This window comes from Ochrobactrum sp. AP1BH01-1 (assembly GCF_018066705.1).
GTDB lineage: Bacteria > Pseudomonadota > Alphaproteobacteria > Rhizobiales > Rhizobiaceae > Brucella.
The window spans coordinates 43,800-63,894 of record NZ_JAGPOU010000003.1; the positions used below are offsets into that span (position 1 = coordinate 43,800).

Below are 20,095 nucleotides of genomic sequence, written 5' to 3' on the forward strand. Positions count from 1 at the left end.
ATAAAAAGGGCTCCGAAGAGCCCTTAGTAAAATACTTTCTGCCGAAATCAATCCGGCAGCTTCCGCACCGCGCCCTTGGCGGCACTGGTTGCCATCGAGGCATAAGCTTTCAGCGCGGTGGAAACCTTGCGCTTGCGCTCCTCTGCTGGCTTCCAGCCTGCCGCGTCCTGCTCGGCACGGCGTTCAGCCAGCGTTGCATCGTCGACAGCCAGATGAATCTTGCGGTTCGGAATGTCGATATCGATGATATCGCCTTCGCGCACCAGACCGATCGTGCCGCCTTCGGCTGCTTCCGGCGAGACGTGGCCGATCGAAAGGCCCGATGAGCCGCCCGAGAAACGACCGTCGGTGATCAGCGCGCAAGCCTTGCCGAGGCCCTTCGACTTCAGATAGCTGGTCGGATAGAGCATTTCCTGCATGCCGGGGCCGCCGCGCGGGCCTTCATAGCGGATCAGCACGATGTCGCCCGGCTTGATCTTGCCGTTCAGAATGCCGAGCACAGCCGAATCCTGGCTTTCAAAGATGCGGGCAGGGCCGGAGAATTTCAGGATGGAATCGTCCACGCCCGCCGTCTTCACGATGCAGCCGTCTTCAGCGAGATTGCCGTAAAGCACGGCCAGACCGCCATCCTGACTGAATGCATGTTCCTTGGAGCGGATGACGCCCTTTTCGCGGTCGGTATCGACATGATCGAAACGGCGTTCCTGGCTGAAGGCAACCTGTGTCGGCACGCCGCCGGGAGCAGCCGAATAGAACTTGTGCACCATTTCGCTGTTGGTGCGGGTCACGTCCCAATGATCGAGCGCCTTGCCCAGCGTTTCGCTGTGCACAGTCGGAACGTCGGTGGTCAGCAGGCCCGCGTGATCGAGCTGGCCCAGAATGCCCATGATGCCGCCCGCATGGTGCACGTCTTCCATGTGAACATTGGCAACCGCAGGCGCAACCTTGCACAGCACCGGCACGCGGCGCGACAGGCGGTCGATATCGGTCATGGTGAAGTCGATTTCTGCTTCCTGTGCGGCTGCGAGCAGATGCAGGACCGTATTGGTCGAGCCGCCCATGGCGATGTCGAGCGTCATGGCGTTTTCAAAGGCCGGGAAGCTCGCAATCGAGCGCGGCAGCACGCTTTCGTCGTCCTGTTCGTAATAACGGCGGGCGAGGTCGACCACCAGATGACCGGCTTCGACGAAGAGGCGCTCGCGGTCGGCATGGGTGGCAAGCGTAGAACCGTTGCCCGGCAGCGACAGGCCGAGCGCTTCGGTGAGGCAGTTCATCGAATTGGCGGTGAACATGCCCGAGCACGAACCGCAGGTCGGGCAGGCGGAGCGTTCGATGGCCTTGACCTGATCGTCGGTGTAATGATCGTCGGCAGCGGCAACCATCGCATCCACGAGGTCGAGCTTCTTGACCTGATCGTCCCAGACGACCTTGCCTGCTTCCATCGGTCCGCCGGAGACGAACACGACCGGGATATTGAGGCGGAGTGCCGCCATCAGCATGCCGGGGGTGATCTTGTCGCAGTTGGAAATGCAGACCATCGCATCGGCGCAATGCGCATTGACCATATACTCGACCGAGTCGGCGATGAGCTCGCGGGAGGGGAGCGAATAGAGCATGCCGTCATGGCCCATGGCGATGCCGTCATCGACCGCGATGGTGTTGAATTCCTTCGCCACGCCGCCGGCGCTCTCGATTTCGCGCGCAACGAGCTGGCCGAGGTCCTTCAGGTGCACGTGACCCGGCACGAACTGGGTGAACGAGTTCACCACGGCAATAATCGGCTTGCCGAAATCCTCATCCTTCATGCCGGTGGCGCGCCATAGGCCGCGCGCGCCGGCCATATTGCGACCGTGGGTGGTTGTACGCGAACGATAAGGAGGCATTTTCAAACCTTTTAGGAACTATTCTAATTTCAACCGCTATGACAGAACCGCTCCCGCAGAGCAAAGCGCAAATTGCCCCATATTACCCAATTAAATCAGGGAGGCGGGACCATTCGCAGGCTTGCGGACAACGGAAAGGGTTCCGGCGTGCGACAGCTTTCGCAGGCACAGACAAGCCAATCTAGCACGTTATTGTTATAAGGCAAAAGATTTTGCTTTGAAAACGTAAGGAAGTTGCTTGACCTCAGGAGAGGGCGCAGGCCAGGGCGCTATCGAGCAGCGCATTTGCCGTTTTCATCCGCTGTTCGGCGGCGGGACGAAACTCTTCCGGCAGGCGGTCTGGATGATTGCTGGCGGCGAAGCTGCGCCGCCGCCGCTGCAACTCGGCACGTTTGAGGCCGGCTTTCAGGTCGAGTTCCCGGCGGATTGCATCCGGCGACTGCTTTTCCATGCGCGCAATTATCGCCTGCCGTTCCTGTTCGGGCGCTGGCACAGTCTCGGGCGGGCCCGCCACGTCGAACAGGTTTTCCAGGTCGTCGGGCTGGCGCGGGGCGGCCGACATATCCGTCAGGCCTGCGGAAAAAACGGCAGAAGCAAACCCGAATTGCGGGTTGCGGCTGTCACGAGCCTGCCCTGTGTCAGCCTCTACTTCCTTCAGTACCGTGGCAAAATCGGGAAATGTCGGCCTCATACCGCCTCGTCAGACCAGATGCGAGGCAAGGGCGGAGGCCAGCGTGCGCGTCAGTACCGATGGCGGGATCGGCTTCTGGAAAACCGGCACTTCCGGATAGCGGTCAGCCAGACGGGCGGGCAATCCGCCGCCGGTGTGGATGACCACGAAGACATCGCGGCTTCTGAGCCTGTCCAGCACTGCTTCCACGTCGCCATCGGCAAGGTTCACATCGAGGATGGCGGCGTCGACCTGATTGCGGTTGAGGATATCTATCGCCTGCCGGACGGTGCCGACCGGCCCGAGGACGGTGCCGTTCGCATCCTCGACGGTTGCGGCGACATCGAGGGCGACGAAAACCTCGTCTTCCACCACCAATACCCTTCGCTGTCCGAGATCGGTCATCACTTGTCTCGCTGCCTCCCTTTTCGAGGTAAGCCCTTCACGCACCAAATGCGCGAGCGCAAGCACTGGTTCCTTTCGCCGGCATGATAATTCCTTAATGGTGAATCAAACCTTTACCCGTTCCTTAACGGCCTTGCCGGCGTTGGAGAGGGAGCGGTGTCAGAAGGCGGTGAAGGTCAGCGTCGTCAGCGAGCGCACGATATTGGGAATGTCGAGAACATTCTTGGCGATGAACTTGCCGATGTCCTGATCCTCGGCAATGTAGATCTTGGCCAGAAGATCGAACTCGCCGCTGGTGGAATAAAGCTCGGAGACGATTTCGCGCTGAAAGAGCGTATCGGCAACTTCGTAGGTCTTGCCGGGAACACACTGCAGTTGCAGGAAAACGGGCTTCATGTCTCTTCCTTTCGCGACGGGACCGCGTGATGCACATGATAGCGCATATGGCGGCAGTGTTTGCAGGTTACAAACACGGACGGCGCGATGAAATCAAGAGCGAAAGCACGGCGGGATGGGACGTTCCGCGTGGCAGCACGCCAAGTGCGTATGCCGGTTCACAAAACGTGTTGATTTACTTAATTGTAATTTTCATGAGAGGACGCAATAAGAACTCTTATTGAAACTGCAAATTGCGCAATCGGTTTATATGAAGTTCGTACTCCCCGCCGTCCTTCTGTTGTTCTCGCTCGCCTTTTTCACGGCTTGGCTGTCCGATCGCGGACGGAGTTTTCTTGTGCATTGCGGGACTTGCTTCCTGCTGATCGGCCTTGCCATGCTGGTCCAGCTTGGTAATTTTCCCGCCGACGACCAGCTGAACACGGTGCTTTCGGCCGCATTATATGTGGGCGGCACGCTGGTTGGCGGCTATGGTATCCTGCAGCGTAGCGGCCTGCGCCTTACATCCGCTTTCTACATATTGAGCTTTTTTCTCATTGTCGGCGGCGTCTGGTATTTCTGCTATGTCGAGTCCAATCTCCTGTCGCGGGTCTATGTGCTCAATCTCGGCATGGCAACGCTGATTCTTTCTTTTGCGTGGCAGGCACGGCGCCTGTTCAAGGGCGCGCTGGTCGACAAGCTCTTGCTGGTCATGCTCGTTCTGGTGGCATTGCAGCTCGTGCCGCGCACGCTCCTGACCGCCCGTTCGCTGCTTGGCGTTGTCGATGGCGATAATTTCGCAGCGACCGTCTTCTGGCAATGGACGGTTTTTTCCACGGCCGTCGCCGCGGTTCTCACCGGTTTCGCCCTGCTGGCAGCGGCAGGGTATGACCGTATCGGCGAGCTCTCCGCGGAACGCGACAGCGATCCCCTGACAGGACTTCTCAACCGGCGCGGGCTGGAAAAGCGCTACAGCGCCCTTTCACAGGGGAAAAAAGGCGCGCCGGGCTGGGTCGCCGTTTGCGATATCGACTATTTCAAGGCATTGAACGATGCCTATGGGCATGCAGCCGGCGACGCCGTTCTGAAGGAATTTGCCGGGATTTTGCGCAAGCTTATCGGTGAACGGCCATTGATCGCCCGTACAGGCGGCGAGGAATTCGTGATCTGTCTTGATGGCATGCATGCCGATAATGTTCTCCAGCTTATGGAAGGTGTGCGGCAGAATATCGAGAGGCACCGTTTCCAGCGCTTGTCCAAGGAAACCAGTGTCACATGCAGCATCGGCTGCGTCCGACTGCGGGAGCATGGCGATTTCTGGCAGACGGTCGATAAGGCCGACAAAATCCTCTACGCTGCCAAGAAAGACGGTCGTAACCGCATCTATGTGGAAGGACTGGTTCCGGGCGGGGCGGAATAGCGCTCTGGAGGACGAATTTCGCGAATGGCTGCTTTGCTGTTGGCCGCCGGTAACTTTCCGGTGATAATCCAGACATGGCTGCAAATCATGCTTATTATTGCTGCCAACAATATGAGCGTGAGGAGTTCCCGAAAGTCCGATGAAATGCATGTCCGTTGTGTTGCTTGCGTCCGCCGTTGCGGGTTTTATCTCCTTCGGCATGGCGGTTTTCCCGTCTTTCGCCATGAATGCCTCTGAAAAGGCTCAGCTTGAAAAGCTCGACCCGGCGACCCGCCTCGAGCAGCGCTGCGACGTGGAAGCCATGGAACGCATCAGCCGCGAGCAGAAGGAATATTCGGTCGACAAGGTTCTGGCCTATGCGTTCTCCGATCCGCTGACCAGAAAGAACGCCATAAAGGCCGAAGGCGCGGCATTCCGCAGCCGGGAGCATTGGTACAGGCTTTCCTTCGTCTGCAAGACGGACGAGGAACATATCAATATCCTGTCCTTCCGCTACCATATCGGGGATGAGGTGCCCCAGGACCAGTGGGACCGGCATTATCTCGTCCCGTAGCAGGGTTTCCTATTCTTCCGCGTCGTCCGAACGGCAGGCCGAAAGCAGCGTCACTTCCTTGGCGGTATGATCGGCCTCAAGGTGGCTCAGCACGCCCTGGCCGCCATTGTCGCTCCAGCGGTAGCTGTCCTGCTCGTCGATAGCGACATATTTCTTGAGATCGTCGTGCCATTGCATCGCGATCATCTTGCCCTCGGCGTCAACGACCGCAAATCCCGGCGCGCCGTCCTTGCGGATATAGGTGACGGGCACGACAACCCCGCGTTCACAGATGTAATCGACCCGCTCGATCGGATTGGCCTCCTCGGCCCGCACGGAAAATGAAGGCGCCAGAAGCAGCGCCTGGCTTGCTGCAATCACAAAAAGAGTGCCGATATACCGTTTGCCAAATGCCATAGGTGAAAATCCCTTGGTCAGCCCAATCCTTACGGGAAGAATAACTCTTCGACTGCACGGTTCAAGAGCGATATAGCGCCCGATACAGCCAGAGCGGGACGCGAAATTTTCGCTGCCCGTCGAAATTTCGTGCAACCGAAACGGGTTTCATCCGTTGTTGACCTGCCAGTCGCGAGACTGGCTGAGGCCCGGATGAATATTTGCCCCCCGCAACCCCAGTCCGGGCCTCACCCTAGCGGGATAGCGGTGCATTCCGAGCGGATGCTTCTCATAACAAATTAGCCGTCATTTCCGAAATTGTTGGGGTTGTTTTTAAGCAACTCAACGAATTATATCACAACAGCGCCAATTAATAAAATATTATATTAAAACGCGGTGATTTTTGATGACAATCAATCTCATGGTTTCCTTTGCCGTTATCGGTTTAATCCTTTTCGGTTTCAAATGGCGCAAGACGGGAACTGTGCTGATCGGCCTTGCTGTCATTCTTTATGGCGCGATTGCTTCGGCCATTGTCCCAGATTATCTCATGAACCGCTTGCAAACTTCCTATTCATCGCAATTGCAGACACAGCTTGAAGACAATACCGCCTTCATCATCTTCGGCATGGGAACGCAGGCCATCGATCAACGCGGCCAGCAGACGGTTGAACCGCTTGCTTTCTCCTACGGGCCGCTTCTGGCGGCGGCCGCCATGAATCATCAGTGTGTCGACAAGGGGTTCAGCTGCAAGTTCATTGCCAGCGGCGCGGATGTGGCAGGAACCGGCGTTTCCGAGGCTGCGGCCATTGCGATGCAGCTTGAAAAGGCCGGGATCGATCCCGCTTCCATCCTGCTTGACGAAAAGAGCCGCAACAGCTGGCAGAATTCCAAAAACACGGCTGCGATCCTGCGCGAGATCAAGCCGGCCAAGGTCGTGCTGCTGCAGGCCGCGCCGATGATGACGCGCGACCTTCTCTATCTGGCGCATTTTGGCGTGAAGCCGGAGCCGGTTGCCGCCGGTTATCTGACCGGCTCCCATACCAACATGTCTTCGACGGGTCTTTATTTTCTGCTGACCGATGTGGCGCTTCACGAGGAGATCGGTGTCCTGCGTTATGCGGTTTATAATCTCATGGGCTGGAACGAGCCGAAGCAGCCTGAGCTAGAATTGGCCGGGGACTTGGTCGGGGACAGCGGCACACCTTCCGCCAAACCGGTGCCAGTACAGTGAGTTAATGATGCTATCACTGGGACGTTTCGATCTGCCTGCGAAAAAATTATCCTCGAAATCTCCTTAAAACTGCGCGGATTTTTCGAAGTCGTTTCAAATAACGACCGGCTTGTGGCATCCTGTCTTCAAAGAGCTCTGATACTGTCTTGACCAATGAAACATGGAGGCGGTCATGAAGATATCGAGATTTTCGCTCACTCTGGCGGCATTGGTGGCCGCGGCTTCGCTGGCCGGGACGGTTCGGGCAAGCTTTGCAGATCAGACACTTCTGAACGTGTCCTACGATCCTACACGTGAGCTCTACAAGGATTACAACGCCGCTTTTGCCGCCCACTGGAAGGCGGAAACAGGGGAAACCGTCACTATTCGCGCATCCCATGGCGGGTCGGGCAAACAGGCGCGCTCGGTGATCGACGGCATCAAGGCCGATGTGGTGACGCTGGCGCTCGAAAGCGATATCGACGCCATTGCCGAACTTTCGGGCAAGATCGACAAGGACTGGCGCAAGCGCCTGCCCAACAATTCGGCCCCCTATACGTCAACCATCGTCTTCCTCGTGCGCAAGGGCAATCCGAAGGGGATCAAGGATTGGGGCGATCTGGTGAAGGATGGCGTCGAGGTCATCACGCCGAACCCGAAGACATCCGGCGGCGCGCGCTGGAACTACCTCGCCGCATGGGCGTGGGCCTACAAGCAGTACGGCGGTGACGAGCAGAAGATCAAGGATTACATTGGCGAGCTGTTCCGCCATGTGCCTGTTCTCGATACGGGCGCGCGCGGCTCGACCACCACATTCGTGCAGCGCCAGCTGGGCGATGTGCTGCTTGCCTGGGAAAACGAAGCCTATCTCTCGGTCGCGGAATTTGGCGAGGACGCTTTCGACATCGTCGTGCCGCCGCAGTCCATTCTGGCTGAACCGCCGGTCGCGGTCGTAGACAAGAATGCCGAGGAAAACGGCACCACCAAGGTCGCACAGGCTTATCTCGAATATCTTTATTCGCCGGAAGGTCAGGCCCTTGCCGCCAAGCATTTCTACCGTCCGTCGAAGCCTGATGTGATCCCGGCCGACAAGCAGCGCAAGTTTCCTGACTTGACGCTCGTGACGATCGATGATCCCATTTTCGGCGGATGGGCCAAGGCACAGCCCTATCATTTTGGCGATGGAGGAACGTTCGACCAGCTCTACAAGCCCGGTAAATAAATAAAGAGGGAACAAACCAGCGCATGACTTCGCTCCCTGCACGGGCCAGAGCAGGGTCGCACTTCAGAAAGCCGAGCGTCATTCCCGGTTTCGGGCTGACGTTCGGCTTCAGTGTTGCCTATCTGACCCTTCTCATCCTCATTCCGCTTGCGGCCTTGGTGCTGCGTTCCACCGAAGTCGGATTGCTCGGCTTCTGGCGCCTCGTCACCGACGAGCGCACGTTGAAAGCGCTTGAAACGAGCTTCGGCACCGCGTTCCTTGCGGCGCTGGTCAATGTGGTCTTTGGCGTCATCCTTGCGTGGGTTCTCGTGCGCTATCGCTTTCCGGGACGCCGCTTCGTCGATGCAATCGTCGATATTCCCTTCGCTCTGCCGACGGCAGTGGCCGGCATCGCGCTTGCCGCAATCTATGCGCCGAATGGCTGGGTCGGCAGCCTGCTGGCGCCGTTCGGTATCCGCGTCGCGTTCTCGCGGGCGGGCATCGTCATCGCGCTGATCTTCATCGGCCTGCCCTTCGTGGTGCGCACCGTCCAGCCGATCATGGAGGAAATCAGCCGCGAGGTCGAAGAGGCAGCGGCGACGCTTGGCGCTTCGCGGTTCCAGACGATCTGGCGGGTGCTGCTGCCAAGCCTGCAACCGGCCATCCTCACCGGCTTCGCGCTCGCCTTTGCGCGGGGCGTTGGCGAATATGGCTCGGTCATCTTCATCGCGGGCAACACCCCCTATGTCTCGGAAATCGCGCCGCTTCTGATCGTCATCAAGCTTGAGGAATATGATTATGCCGGAGCGACCGCGCTTGCGACGGTGATGCTGGCGCTTTCCTTTGCAATGCTGCTTTTCATCAATCTCATCCAGGCGTGGACACGGAGGAAAAATGGTCATGGCGAATGAACCTGCCTCTTCCGCTCCCCGCGAAAGCCGAAGCGCCGTCACCGAAAGCTTGGGCACACGCATTACGCTGATCGCTGTGGCGCTGGCTTTTCTGGCGCTGTTCCTCATCCTCCCGGTCATTGCGGTCTTCGTGGAAGCCTTCCGCAAAGGCGCAGGCGAATATCTGGCGGCGCTGGTCGAGCCGGACGCCTGGGCCGCGATAAGGCTCACGCTGATCGTCGCAGCCATTGCCGTGCCGCTTAATCTCGTCTTCGGCATCGCCGCAGCGTGGGCTATCGCCAAGTTCGAATTCAAGGGCAAGGCGCTGCTCACCACGCTGATCGACCTGCCGTTTTCCGTGTCTCCGGTCATTTCCGGTCTCGTTTTCGTGCTGCTTTTCTCAAGTCACAGCCTGCTCGGCCCGTGGCTTTCAAAGCACGGCATCGAGATATTGTTCGCCGTTCCGGGCATCGTGCTGGCGACCGTGTTCGTTACATTTCCCTTCGTCGCGCGCGAACTGATCCCGCTGATGCAGGAGCAGGGAACGGGCGACGAGGAGGCGGCGATTTCTCTCGGCGCCAATGGCTGGCAGACCTTTCGTTATGTGACGCTGCCCAATATCAAATGGGGGCTGCTTTACGGCGTGCTGCTCTGCAATGCGCGTGCAATGGGTGAGTTCGGCGCCGTTTCCGTCGTCTCTGGACATATTCGCGGTCTCACCAATACGATGCCGCTGCATGTGGAAATTCTCTACAACGAATATAATTTCGTCGGTGCATTCGCGGTGGCGTCACTGCTGGCTTTTCTGGCGCTCCTGACGCTCGCCATCAAGACGGCGCTGGAATTGCGCTACGGCGACGAGCTGGCTGGCAGCGGAAACGGGCACTAACATTTGCATCAATAGTTAGCCGCAAGGCGGTGGAATAAAGCATGGCCGCGAGGCGGCAGGGGAAAGGATTGGGAATGGAAGTTCGTGTTGCCGGAGTGCGTAAGGAGTTCGCTCGCTTCCCGGCGTTGCATAATGTCTCGCTGGATATCCGTTCCGGCGAGTTGATCGCTTTGCTGGGGCCTTCCGGTTCGGGCAAGACTACGCTTTTGCGCCTGATCGCCGGTCTGGAAACGCCGACTGAGGGCACGATCTTCTTCGGAGACGAAGATGCGTCGCAGAAGAGTGTGCAGGAGCGCAATGTCGGTTTCGTCTTCCAGCATTATGCGCTGTTTCGTCATATGACGGTGGCGGACAATATCGGCTTCGGCCTCAAGGTGCGTCCGAGCGCGACGCGTCCGTCGAGCGACGCCATTCGCAGTCGCGCGCTGGAACTGCTCGATCTCGTGCAGTTGCAGGGGCTGGAAAAGCGCTATCCGGCGCAGCTTTCCGGCGGTCAGCGCCAGCGCGTCGCTTTGGCTCGCGCCATGGCGATCGAACCGAAAGTCCTGCTTCTCGATGAACCGTTCGGCGCGCTCGATGCGCTGGTGCGCAAGGAACTGCGCCGCTGGCTGCGCGAGATCCACGACAAGACGGGCCACACGACCGTTTTCGTGACCCATGATCAGGACGAGGCGCTGGAACTCGCCGACCGCGTGGTGGTGATGAGCCAGGGCCGTATCGAGCAGGTCGGCACGCCGGATGAAGTCTACGACAATCCGAATTCCCCCGGGGTCTACGGCTTTATCGGAGAATCGAGCACGCTTCCGGTGCGGGTTGAAAAAGGTGAGGTCTGGCTGGTGGACCGCAATATCGGCCTGACCGCCGAGGGCGTGGCGGATGGCGATGCGCAGCTCTTCTTCCGCCCGCACGATGTCGAATTGCTGGACGGTTGCGGCGGCTGCATCGCCGGCACGGTGGTGGCAAGCCGCCGTTCGGGCGGCAAGCGCCGCGTTGAACTGGAAGTCGGCGGCGCACGCGAGCGCGTCGAGATCGAAATTCCCGCCGAACACCCGGCCGCGGAAAAGAGCCGCATCGCGTTCCGTCCGCGTTACTGGAAACTTTTTCCGGCAGGCGGCACCGGTTCCGGAACAGGTTCCTGACCGTCACTTTGCGGTGAATGGCCGGTCTGTTGAAACACCAGGCCCGGCAGATGCGCGGCGAACCCCGCGAGCCTGCCGGGCTTTTTCGTATCGAAGGATGCGAGCCTGCCCGCGCCGAAATTTCCAGGCAGGTTACCTGTGGTGGTATTATTTTTATTTTCAATATGTTAGGGTTGCAGAAAACGGGGTGTTTCATAACGCAACATTAATGGGCGGAAAGAATTGTGCGTTGCGATTTAAACGGTTTGAATATCAGCACATTGCGCCGTCGCATTTTGGCCAAATGCGCCCGACATTCAGGGAACCGATCACGGATACTGCCGTTTCCCTGAAATGAAAATTTGGAATAATGTCAGTATCCACCCGCCGCAGATAACTCATTTCCTTCGGAAAGGCTGTTAAGGCAGATGCCGGAATTGTCTTCTTCGCTCTCCAAATCAACCTCTACCGAGAATAAATCGCCGATGCAGCAGCCTTCGATGGAACCCAAATCCAGCGAACCGGATGCATCGGGCCAGATTCCCCCTGAACAGCCGTCGCCCATCCGGGCCTTGTACAAGACCGAGGAAGAACTCGGCGCGCTTGCCGCTGCCGTGGCGCGGGGTGAAGACATTCCGCTGCCGGGCTATATTGCCTTCCCGTTCGATCAGCGCCTGTCCGAAAACGGCAAGCTGATCCTGCATGCCTATCGCGCCTCCGATGCGGCATCGCGCGCGGGCGAAACCATCACGCCAGCCGCGCAATGGCTGCTCGACAACCATTACCAGATCGACAAGAACGTGCAGCAGGCCCGCCGCGACCTGCCGCGCCGCTTCATTCGCCAGTTGCCGCTCTACAAGGCACCGGCTGAAAATTACGAGGGCATGCCGCGCATTTTCGCGCTGGCCTGGCTCTATGTCGCCCATACGGACAGCAATTTCTCGCTGAAGACGCTGACGGCCATCGTCAAGGGTTTCCAGACCGTCGAGCCGCTGAAGATCGGCGAATTGTGGGCGCTGCCTTCCGCGGTGCGCTATTTCCTGATCGAGAACGCGCGGCGCCTGGCGTTGCGCGTCGACCGCGCCCGCATCATGCGCAATCTCGCCAATACCGCAGCCGACCGCATCGTGGTTGCGGCAGACGGCACTGAACTGGATTCGGTGCTGGCGCAATATGCCGATGCAGCCCGCGACAGCACTTTCGCGACCCACCTTCTTTATCGCCTGCGCTCGGCTTCCACCGACACCACGGCAGCCGCCCACTGGCTGGAACGCATTCTGGAGCAGGAAGGCAGCAACCCCGAAGACGCCATCGTCGAGGAACATGCCCGCCAGTCCACCGGCGGCGTGACGATGGGCAACGTGATCCGTTCGCTCAAGTCCATCGACGACGTCGACTGGGAAACCTGGTTCGAGACCGTCAACGAGGTCGACGCGATCCTGCGTGACCACAGCGATTTCGAACTTCTGGATTTCCGCTCCCGCAATGCCTACCGCGTGACCATCGAAAAGCTCGCCCGCTATTCGGACATGAGCGAAATCGATATCACCTGGGCGGCGCTGAAACTGGCCGAGGACGGCCACCGCGCCGAAAAGGCCGGTCATCCGGAAGCCGAAGGCAAGGGCGCAATCGCCTATTACCTGTCCGGCGAAGGCCGCAAGGAACTTGAACGGGTATGCGGCTACAAGGCGCCGTTCGGCGTCAGGGCGCTGCGTTTCTATCGCGGGCTTGGCCTCTGGGGCCTGTTCATTCCGACGGCGATCTTCACGATCCTCATTCTCCTGCTCGTCAATTACTGCATGATCCGCGCCGGTCTTTCGACCGATCTGCGCACGCTGTTCACGCTGCTGGCGATCTTCCCGGCGATGGACGCGTCCTATTCGCTGTTCAACGCTCTGGTGCCGTGGTTCGTGCAGCCGACGCGCCTCATCGGTTTTGAATATAAGGACGGCCTGCCTGAAGAGGCGCGCACGCTGGTCGCGGTGCCGACCTTCATCACCTCGCGTGATTCCATCGACGAGCAGATCCGCAATCTCGAAGTGCATTATCTCACCAATCCGCGTGGTGAAATCTACTTTGCGCTGGTCAGCGACTGGACCGATGCGAAGCACGAAATCACGCCCGCGGATATGGAAATCTACGAATATGCGCGTGAGGAAATCGCCAAGCTCAACGAGCATTATACTGGCGACGACCAGCCGCGCTTCTTCCTTCTGCACCGCCGCCGCCTGTTCAACGAGAAGCAGAATTGCTGGATGGGCTGGGAGCGCAAGCGCGGCAAGCTGCATGAATTGAACCTGCTTCTGCGCGGCGATCAGGATACCAGTTTCTTCCCGCCGGACGAGCGCCTGCCGAAGGAAATCAAATATGTGATGACGCTGGACGCCGATACGCGTCTGACGCCGGAATCCGTCACGCATCTGGCCGGCAAGCTCAGCCATCCGCTGAACCGCCCGATCATCGACGAAAAGACCGGCAAGGTCATCCGTGGCTATGGCATTCTCCAGCCGCGCGTCACGCCGTCGCTGACGACCGGCGACGAAGCGTCGTTCCTGCAGCGCGTCTTCTCGGTCAATCGCGGCATCGATCCTTATGTCTTTGCCGTGTCCGACACCTATCAGGACCTGCTTGGCGAAGGCACCTTCACCGGCAAGGGCCTTTACGATATCGACGCCTTCGAGGCGGCGCTCAAAGGCCGCGTGCCGGAAAACACGCTCCTCAGCCACGACCTTCTGGAAGGCGGCTATGCCCGCGCCGCGCTGGTCAGCGATGTCGAGGTCGTTGAGGATTACCCGACCGGCTACAATGTCGACGTTTCACGCCACCATCGCTGGGCGCGCGGCGACTGGCAGCTGCTGCCATGGCTGTTCTCGACCAATGCCGGTGTCAGCGCCGTCACGCGCTGGAAGATGGTCGACAATCTGCGCCGCTCGCTCAATCCGATCCTGTGGCTGATCGCAGCCGTCGTCGGCTGGAGCGTGCTGCCGATCGGGCCTGCCGCCGTCTGGCAGGGCTTCCTCATCCTTTCCATGTTCGTTGCGCCGACCTTCGGGATCGTCACCAATCTCATCCCGCGCAACATGGATTATTCGCTGAAAGGCCATGCGCAGTCGGTGCTGACCGACATAGCGCTCGGCACGGCGGATGTGGCGCTGCGCACAACCTTCATCGCCCATTCGGCGTTCCTGATGGCGGACGCCATTGCGCGCACCGTCTATCGTCTGTTCGTCTCGCACCGCAATCTTCTGGAATGGCGCACGGCGGCGCAGGCGAGAACCTCGCCTGATACGCTGCTGTTCTATTTCCAGCTGATGTGGCCCGCCATGGCCATTGCGGGGCTGGCGATCTTCTTTCCGCTTGCCGCTGAAAGCCATGCCGCGCTGATTGCCGCACCTTTTGCGGTTATCTGGTTTGCCTCGCCGCTGATTGCTTGGCTGGTCAGCCGCTCGGCCAAGCCGCAGGACACGCTGGAAGTGCTTTCTTCCGACAAGTCGGACCTGCGCCGCTATGCGCGCCGGACCTGGCGTTACTTCGCCGAGTTCGCCAACGAGGAAAACCACCATCTGCCGCCGGACAATTTCCAGGAAGACCCGGCGCCAATTGTCGCGCAGCGCACATCGCCGACCAATATCGGCGTCTATCTCCTGTCGGTCATCGCCGCGCGCGATTTCGGCTGGATCGGCTTCGGCGAAACGCTGGATCGCGTCGCCGCCACCGTCGATACGCTGGAAAAGATGGAGAAGTATCAGGGCCATCTCTACAACTGGTACGAGACCAACACGCTGACGCCGATGCGGCCTCTCTATGTGTCGGCGGTGGACAGCGGCAATCTCGCCGGTCATCTGGTCACGCTGTCATCTGCGCTGGAAGAATGGGCGGAAGCGCCGTCCGTCTACATGCAGGGCGACCTCGACGGCATTCTCGATGTCAATGACATCCTTGAAGAGTCTATCGCGAAAATCCCGGACGACCGGCGGATACTGCGTCCGCTGCGCCGCCGTCTGGAAGAGCGGATCGCCAATTTCCGCCGCGCCGTGCTGTCCATCAAGGACGAGCCCGAAACGGCATCCTTCCGCACCATCAACTTGTCGCTTTTCGCGACCGACATCGTTCGCCTGATGGACGAGCTCGATGGCGAAATTGAAACGCCTGCAAGCGCTGAAGCTGTGGAATGGGCGCGCATTCTGGTCGATACCTGCAAGGCGCATACGGACGATTCCATCGGCGAGCATGACACGGATGCGCTGCGCGAGCGCTTGCGCGATCTCGCAACCCGTTCGCGCCAGCTCGCATTCGACATGCAGTTCGGCTTCCTTGAACGGAAGGAGCGCCGCCTGCTTTCCATCGGTTTCCGTGTGCAGGAAAACGAACTGGACGAAAGCTGCTACGATCTGCTCGCTTCTGAAGCCCGTCTGGCAAGCCTGTTTGCCATTGCCAAGGGCGACGTGCCGGTCGAGCATTGGTTCAAGCTTGGCCGTCTTCTGGTGCCGGTGGGCTGGAAGGGCGCTCTGCTGTCCTGGTCCGGCTCGATGTTCGAATATCTGATGCCGCCGCTGGTCATGTCGGAGCCGCTCGGTTCGCTGCTCGACCAGACCAACAAGCTCGTGGTGCAGCGCCAGATCGACTATGCGACCTCGCGCGGCCTGCCCTGGGGCATTTCGGAAGCGGCGTTCAATGCGCGCGACGCGCACATGAACTACCAGTATTCCAACTTCGGCGTGCCCAATCTCGGCCTGCAGCGCGGCCTGTCGCGCAACGCGGTCATCGCGCCCTATGCGAGCCTGCTCGCCGCGCAGTATCAGCCGGCCGCCGCTGTCGCGAACCTCAAGCGCCTTGCCAAGCTCGGCGCGCTTGGACGCTACGGCTTTCACGATTCGGTGGACTTCACGCCGTCGCGTGTTCGCGAAGGCGAACTCTGCGCCGTGGTGAAGAACTACTACGCCCATCATCACGGCATGTCGATCATCGCGGTCAACAACGTGATCTTCGAAGGCCGGATGCGCGAGCGTTTCCACTCCGATCCGGTGATCGAGGCTGCCGAACTGCTGCTGCAGGAAAAGGCGCCGCGCGAAATCCCGATGATCTACGCCAAGACGGAAAACCCGATGCGCGTGGATTCCGGCGGTTTCGACGACGCGCCGATGCGGATCGTAGACAAGCCGTTCAAGGCGCCGCGCACCACGCATATGATGTCGAACGGACAATATGCGCTGATGGTGACGGCCAATGGTTCGGGCTACAGCCGCTGGCACAATTGGGACATCACCCGCTTCCACGCCGATGCGTCGGAAGACCTGCAAGGCACGTTCCTGTTCCTGCGCGACATGGAAAGCGGCTATTGGTGGTCGGCAACCGGTGAGCCGGTCCGCAACCCGGATGAGGAAACCAAGACGGTCTTCACCGAGGACAAGGCGGAATTCTACAAGACCGCCGGTGACATAAAGACCGTCATGGAAGTGATCGTATCGTCGGAATCCGATGGTGAAGGCCGCAGGCTCGACATCATCAATACCTCCGCCCGTGACCGCATGATCGAGGTCACTTCCTATGCGGAACTGGTCCTGAACGACAGCGACAGCGACGCCGCCCATCCGGCCTTTGCCAAGATGTTCGTGGAAACCGAAATCTCCGATAACGGTTCGACCATCTATGCCAAGCGCCGCAAGCGCGCGCCGTCCGATCCCGATATTCATGTCGCGCATTTCGTGACCGATCTTTCCGGCTCGATCCGCGAAACGGAAGTCGAAACCGACCGCCGCGCCTTCGTCGGACGTGGCCGTTCCTTGCGCGATGCGGCTGCTTTCGATGCGGGCGCCAGGTTCACCGGCAGCCAGGGTTGCGTGCTCGACCCGATTGCTTCGGTGCGCACACGCGTCCGCGTTCCGGCGCACAAGAAGGTAAGTCTCGTGTTCTGGACCTTCGCAGGCGGCAGCCGCGATGCGGTGGAGCATGCCGTGGCGACCCATCGTCACCCCGAAACCTTCGCCCGCGAATATTCGCTTTCCTGGACCTCGTCGCAGGTGCAGCTCTATCATATCGGCATCAAGCCGGCGGAAGCTGCGGATTACCAGAAGGTTGCAGCCTATCTGCTTTATCCCGAGCGGACGTTGCGCCAGCCGCCGGAAACGATTGCCAGCGGCCTCGGCAAGCAGTCGGACCTGTGGCCGATGTCGATTTCGGGCGACTATCCGATCTTCGCGCTGCGCATCGACAATGAAGCCGATCTCGACGTGTTGCGCGGTGTGCTGCGCGCGCAGGAATACTGGCGGTCGAAGGGCCTCACGGTCGATGTCGTGGCGGTCAACGAGCGCGCCTTCTCCTACGCGCAGGATACGCAGCGCGCCATCGACTGGATCGTTGAAGGGTTCCGGGCGCGCGGCGGCGGCCAGCCGCACATCTTCGCGGTGCGCCGCGACCAGATGAGCGACGAAAGCTACAATACGCTGCTGGCTTCGGCCCGCATCGTCATGCACGCGCAGAACGGCTCGCTGGCCGAGCAGCTGCGCCGCAGCGAGGAAATCACCGTCGATCTGGCCGCGCGCGACGCCAAGACCGCGATTGGCGGGCAGGCTTCGGGCCAAGGGTTGGGGGCTGCCGGTCTCGCGCCCGTCGCCATCGAGCGCGGGACGGAAGAACGCCGTCCCGCCGTCAAGCCTGCGGTGAAGCGTCCCGCTCCGTCCGGCGACGATCTCCGCTTCTGGAACGGCTATGGCGGCTTTGCCGAGGATGGCTCCTATGTGGTGCGCATCAACAATCGCACCACCACGCCGCATCCGTGGATCAATGTGATCGCCAATCCGAATTTCGGTTTCCATGTCTCGGCGGAAGGTTCGGCCTTCACATGGGCAGGCAACAGCCGCGACTATCAGCTCACCCCATGGGCGAACGATCCTGTCACCAACCGTCCGGGCGAGGCGATCTATATCCTCGACCGTGAAACGGGCCGCACCTTTGCGCCGACCGCAAGCGTGCTGCGCGACGAGGCGGTCACCTATGAGGCGCGTCATGGCCACGGCTATTCGAGCTTCGCGGCGCAGCATGGCGAATTGGCGCTCGACCTCACCCACATCGTGGATGCGGAAAAGCCGGTGCGCCTGTCTCGCCTGACGATCACCAACAAGGGCCGCTCGAAGCGCAAGCTTCGCGTCTATGGCTATGTCGAATGGGTGCTGGGCAATGCCCGCTCCAAGAACGTGCCGTTCATCGTGCCGTCGCAGGACGAGGAACTGGGCGCGCTCCTGGCCGGCAATCCGTATCATCCCGACAAGTCCGGACAGATCGCCTTCTTTGCGGCGACTGAAAAGCCGCAATCCGTCACGGCCGACCGCAGCGAGTTCATCGGCGCCACCGGTTCGGTGGACAAGCCGGAGGTCGTGCTGGCAGGCAAGGCGCTTTCGGGCACGGTTGAAGCGGGCCGCGATCCTTGTGCTGCGCTCGCCCTCGATATTGAAGTCGGGCCGGGTGAAGCGCGTGAGGTCGTTTTCCTGCTCGGCAACGCTGCCGATCAGAAACAGGCAAAGGCGCTGATCGCCGAGACGCGCAAGGTTTCGTTCAGCGACAGGCTTGCCGCTGCAAAGCGCCATTGGGAAGGTCTTTTCGACCGCGTTCAGGTAAAAACGCCAGACCCGGCTTTCGACCTTCTGGTCAATGGCTGGCTGCCCTATCAGGCGATCGCCTGCCGTATATGGGCGCGCGCTGCCTTCTATCAGGCAAGTGGTGCGTTTGGCTTCCGCGACCAGTTGCAGGACACGCTGTCGCTGCTTCTGATCGATCCGACGCTCGCCCGCGCGCAGATCCTCAATGCAGCCTCGCGCCAGTTCCCGGAAGGCGATGTCCAGCATTGGTGGCTGCCTGCCACCGGTGCGGGTGTCCGCACGCTGATCTCGGATGACGTTGTCTGGCTGGGCTATGGCACATCGCTTTATGTCGAGACGACGGGCGACCGCTCGATCCTTGATGAGAAGCTGCCCTTCCTCGAAGGGCGCAAGCTGGAGGAGGGCGAACACGATGCCTTCTATCAGCCGGAAATCTCCAAGCAGACGGCAAGCCTCTACGAGCATTGCGCCTTGGCGCTTGACCTGGCAGTCGCACGCACCGGCAAGCACGGCCTGCCGCTGATCCTTGGCGGCGACTGGAACGACGGCATGAATCTCGTCGGCGTGAAAGGCGAGGGCGAGAGCGTTTGGCTCGGCTGGTTCCTCGCCTATACGCTCGGCAAGTTCATTCCGATTGCCGAAGCGCGCAAGGACGTGAAGCGCGTCGATATCTGGAAAGCCCATCTGGAAAGCCTGACGGCTGCCCTAGACCGCGATGGTTGGGACGGCGAATGGTATCGCCGCGGCTTCTACGATAATGGCGCTCCGCTTGGCTCGAAGGACAGCGACGAATGCCAGATCGACGCCATTGCCCAGTCGTGGAGCGTGCTGTCCGGCGTGGCCGATCCGAAACGCGCCGAACAGGCGATGGCGTCGCTCGAAAAGCGTCTGCTGGATGAGGAGGGCGAATTGCTGCGCCTCTTCACGCCGCCTTTCGACAGAACCGTGCAGGAGCCGGGTTACATCAAGGGCTATCCGCCCGGCGTTCGCGAGAATGGCGGTCAGTACACCCATGGCGCGACCTGGGCGATCCTGGCGCTCGCCCGCATGGGCAAGACGGCGGAAGCGTGGAAGCTGTTCTCGCTCATCAGCCCGGTCAGCCATGGCCGCAACCCGGATATCTACCGCGTCGAGCCTTATGTGATTGCAGCCGACATCTATTCCGTCGAGCCGCGTCGCGGACAGGGCGGCTGGACCTGGTATACCGGCTCAGCCGGCTGGTTCTATCGCGTGGCGACGGAGGGCATCCTCGGCGTCACCAAGCGCGGTGACCGCCTGCATCTCGATCCGGCCTTGCCGCCGGAATGGGACGGCTATGAAGCGGAACTCCGCTTCGGCGAAGCGCTCTACCGCGTCAAGGTCGTGGCCGGTGGGAAGGACAAGGTGATCAAGCTCAATGGCCGTAAGGTCGGCAAGCCGGAAGAGGGCGTGCCCATCAAGCCGGACGGCGAACACGAAATCATCGTGGAGCTTCCCAAACAGAAGTGAACCGATTAGAAAGGCGGGTG

13 protein-coding genes are annotated in these 20,095 nt (G+C 60.1%); 8 read left to right on the forward strand and 5 right to left on the reverse strand.

The window, feature by feature from the left end:
* Window positions 1–47: 47 nt before the first annotated feature.
* From ilvD to J9800_RS10920, 4 genes are all read right to left on the reverse strand, one after another.
* The gene (gene ilvD / locus J9800_RS10905) at window positions 48–1,883 is read right to left on the reverse strand and encodes a dihydroxy-acid dehydratase (RefSeq protein ID WP_114214326.1); all 1,836 of its coding nucleotides are present in this window, start codon (window positions 1,881–1,883) and stop codon (window positions 48–50) included.
* 244 nt (window positions 1,884–2,127) lie between these two features.
* A complete protein-coding gene (locus J9800_RS10910) occupies window positions 2,128–2,574 on the reverse strand; it encodes a hypothetical protein (protein ID WP_114214325.1) in 447 nt (148 codons plus the stop codon).
* A gap of 9 nt (window positions 2,575–2,583) precedes the next feature.
* The gene (locus J9800_RS10915; protein ID WP_112592231.1) at window positions 2,584–2,958 is read right to left on the reverse strand and encodes a response regulator; all 375 of its coding nucleotides are present in this window, start codon (window positions 2,956–2,958) and stop codon (window positions 2,584–2,586) included.
* Window positions 2,959–3,117: 159 nt separating this feature from the next.
* A complete protein-coding gene (locus tag J9800_RS10920; RefSeq protein WP_112592233.1) occupies window positions 3,118–3,354 on the reverse strand; it encodes an Lrp/AsnC ligand binding domain-containing protein in 237 nt (78 codons plus the stop codon).
* 250 nt (window positions 3,355–3,604) lie between these two features.
* On the opposite strand from J9800_RS10920, the gene J9800_RS10925 reads away from it, so the two are divergent.
* Entirely contained in the window at window positions 3,605–4,753 is a 1,149-nt protein-coding gene (locus J9800_RS10925) for a GGDEF domain-containing protein (RefSeq protein ID WP_114214634.1), read from the forward strand.
* A 199-nt stretch (window positions 4,754–4,952) separates the two neighbouring features.
* Window positions 4,953–5,306 carry a DUF930 domain-containing protein gene (locus tag J9800_RS10930; RefSeq protein ID WP_286167407.1) on the forward strand — a complete coding sequence of 118 codons (354 nt, stop codon included), beginning with the start codon at window positions 4,953–4,955 and terminating at the stop codon, window positions 5,304–5,306.
* 9 nt (window positions 5,307–5,315) lie between these two features.
* Here the strand turns inward: J9800_RS10930 and J9800_RS10935 are convergent, their stop codons facing one another.
* On the reverse strand, window positions 5,316–5,702 hold the full coding sequence (locus tag J9800_RS10935) for a hypothetical protein (protein ID WP_112592238.1): 387 nt from the start codon (window positions 5,700–5,702) through the stop codon (window positions 5,316–5,318).
* Between the two features lie 385 nt (window positions 5,703–6,087).
* Between J9800_RS10935 and J9800_RS10940 the strand changes: the two genes are divergently transcribed.
* From J9800_RS10940 to J9800_RS10965, 6 genes are all read left to right on the forward strand, one after another.
* The gene (locus J9800_RS10940; protein WP_114214323.1) at window positions 6,088–6,915 is read left to right on the forward strand and encodes a YdcF family protein; all 828 of its coding nucleotides are present in this window, start codon (window positions 6,088–6,090) and stop codon (window positions 6,913–6,915) included.
* A gap of 172 nt (window positions 6,916–7,087) precedes the next feature.
* A complete protein-coding gene (locus tag J9800_RS10945; protein WP_112592299.1) occupies window positions 7,088–8,116 on the forward strand; it encodes a sulfate ABC transporter substrate-binding protein in 1,029 nt (342 codons plus the stop codon).
* 23 nt (window positions 8,117–8,139) lie between these two features.
* On the forward strand, window positions 8,140–9,006 hold the full coding sequence (gene cysT, locus J9800_RS10950; protein WP_114214322.1) for a sulfate ABC transporter permease subunit CysT: 867 nt from the start codon (window positions 8,140–8,142) through the stop codon (window positions 9,004–9,006).
* Complete coding sequence (gene cysW / locus J9800_RS10955) at window positions 8,990–9,874, forward strand: sulfate ABC transporter permease subunit CysW (RefSeq protein WP_112592243.1); 885 nt, start codon at window positions 8,990–8,992, stop codon at window positions 9,872–9,874. Before cysT ends, cysW begins: the two co-directional genes overlap by 17 nt.
* Before the next feature lie 74 nt (window positions 9,875–9,948).
* A complete protein-coding gene (locus tag J9800_RS10960; protein ID WP_112592245.1) occupies window positions 9,949–11,013 on the forward strand; it encodes a sulfate/molybdate ABC transporter ATP-binding protein in 1,065 nt (354 codons plus the stop codon).
* A 407-nt stretch (window positions 11,014–11,420) separates the two neighbouring features.
* Window positions 11,421–20,075, forward strand: a complete 8,655-nt coding sequence (locus J9800_RS10965) for a glycoside hydrolase family 94 protein (protein WP_114214320.1) — start codon at window positions 11,421–11,423, stop codon at window positions 20,073–20,075.
* Window positions 20,076–20,095 lie beyond the last annotated feature (20 nt).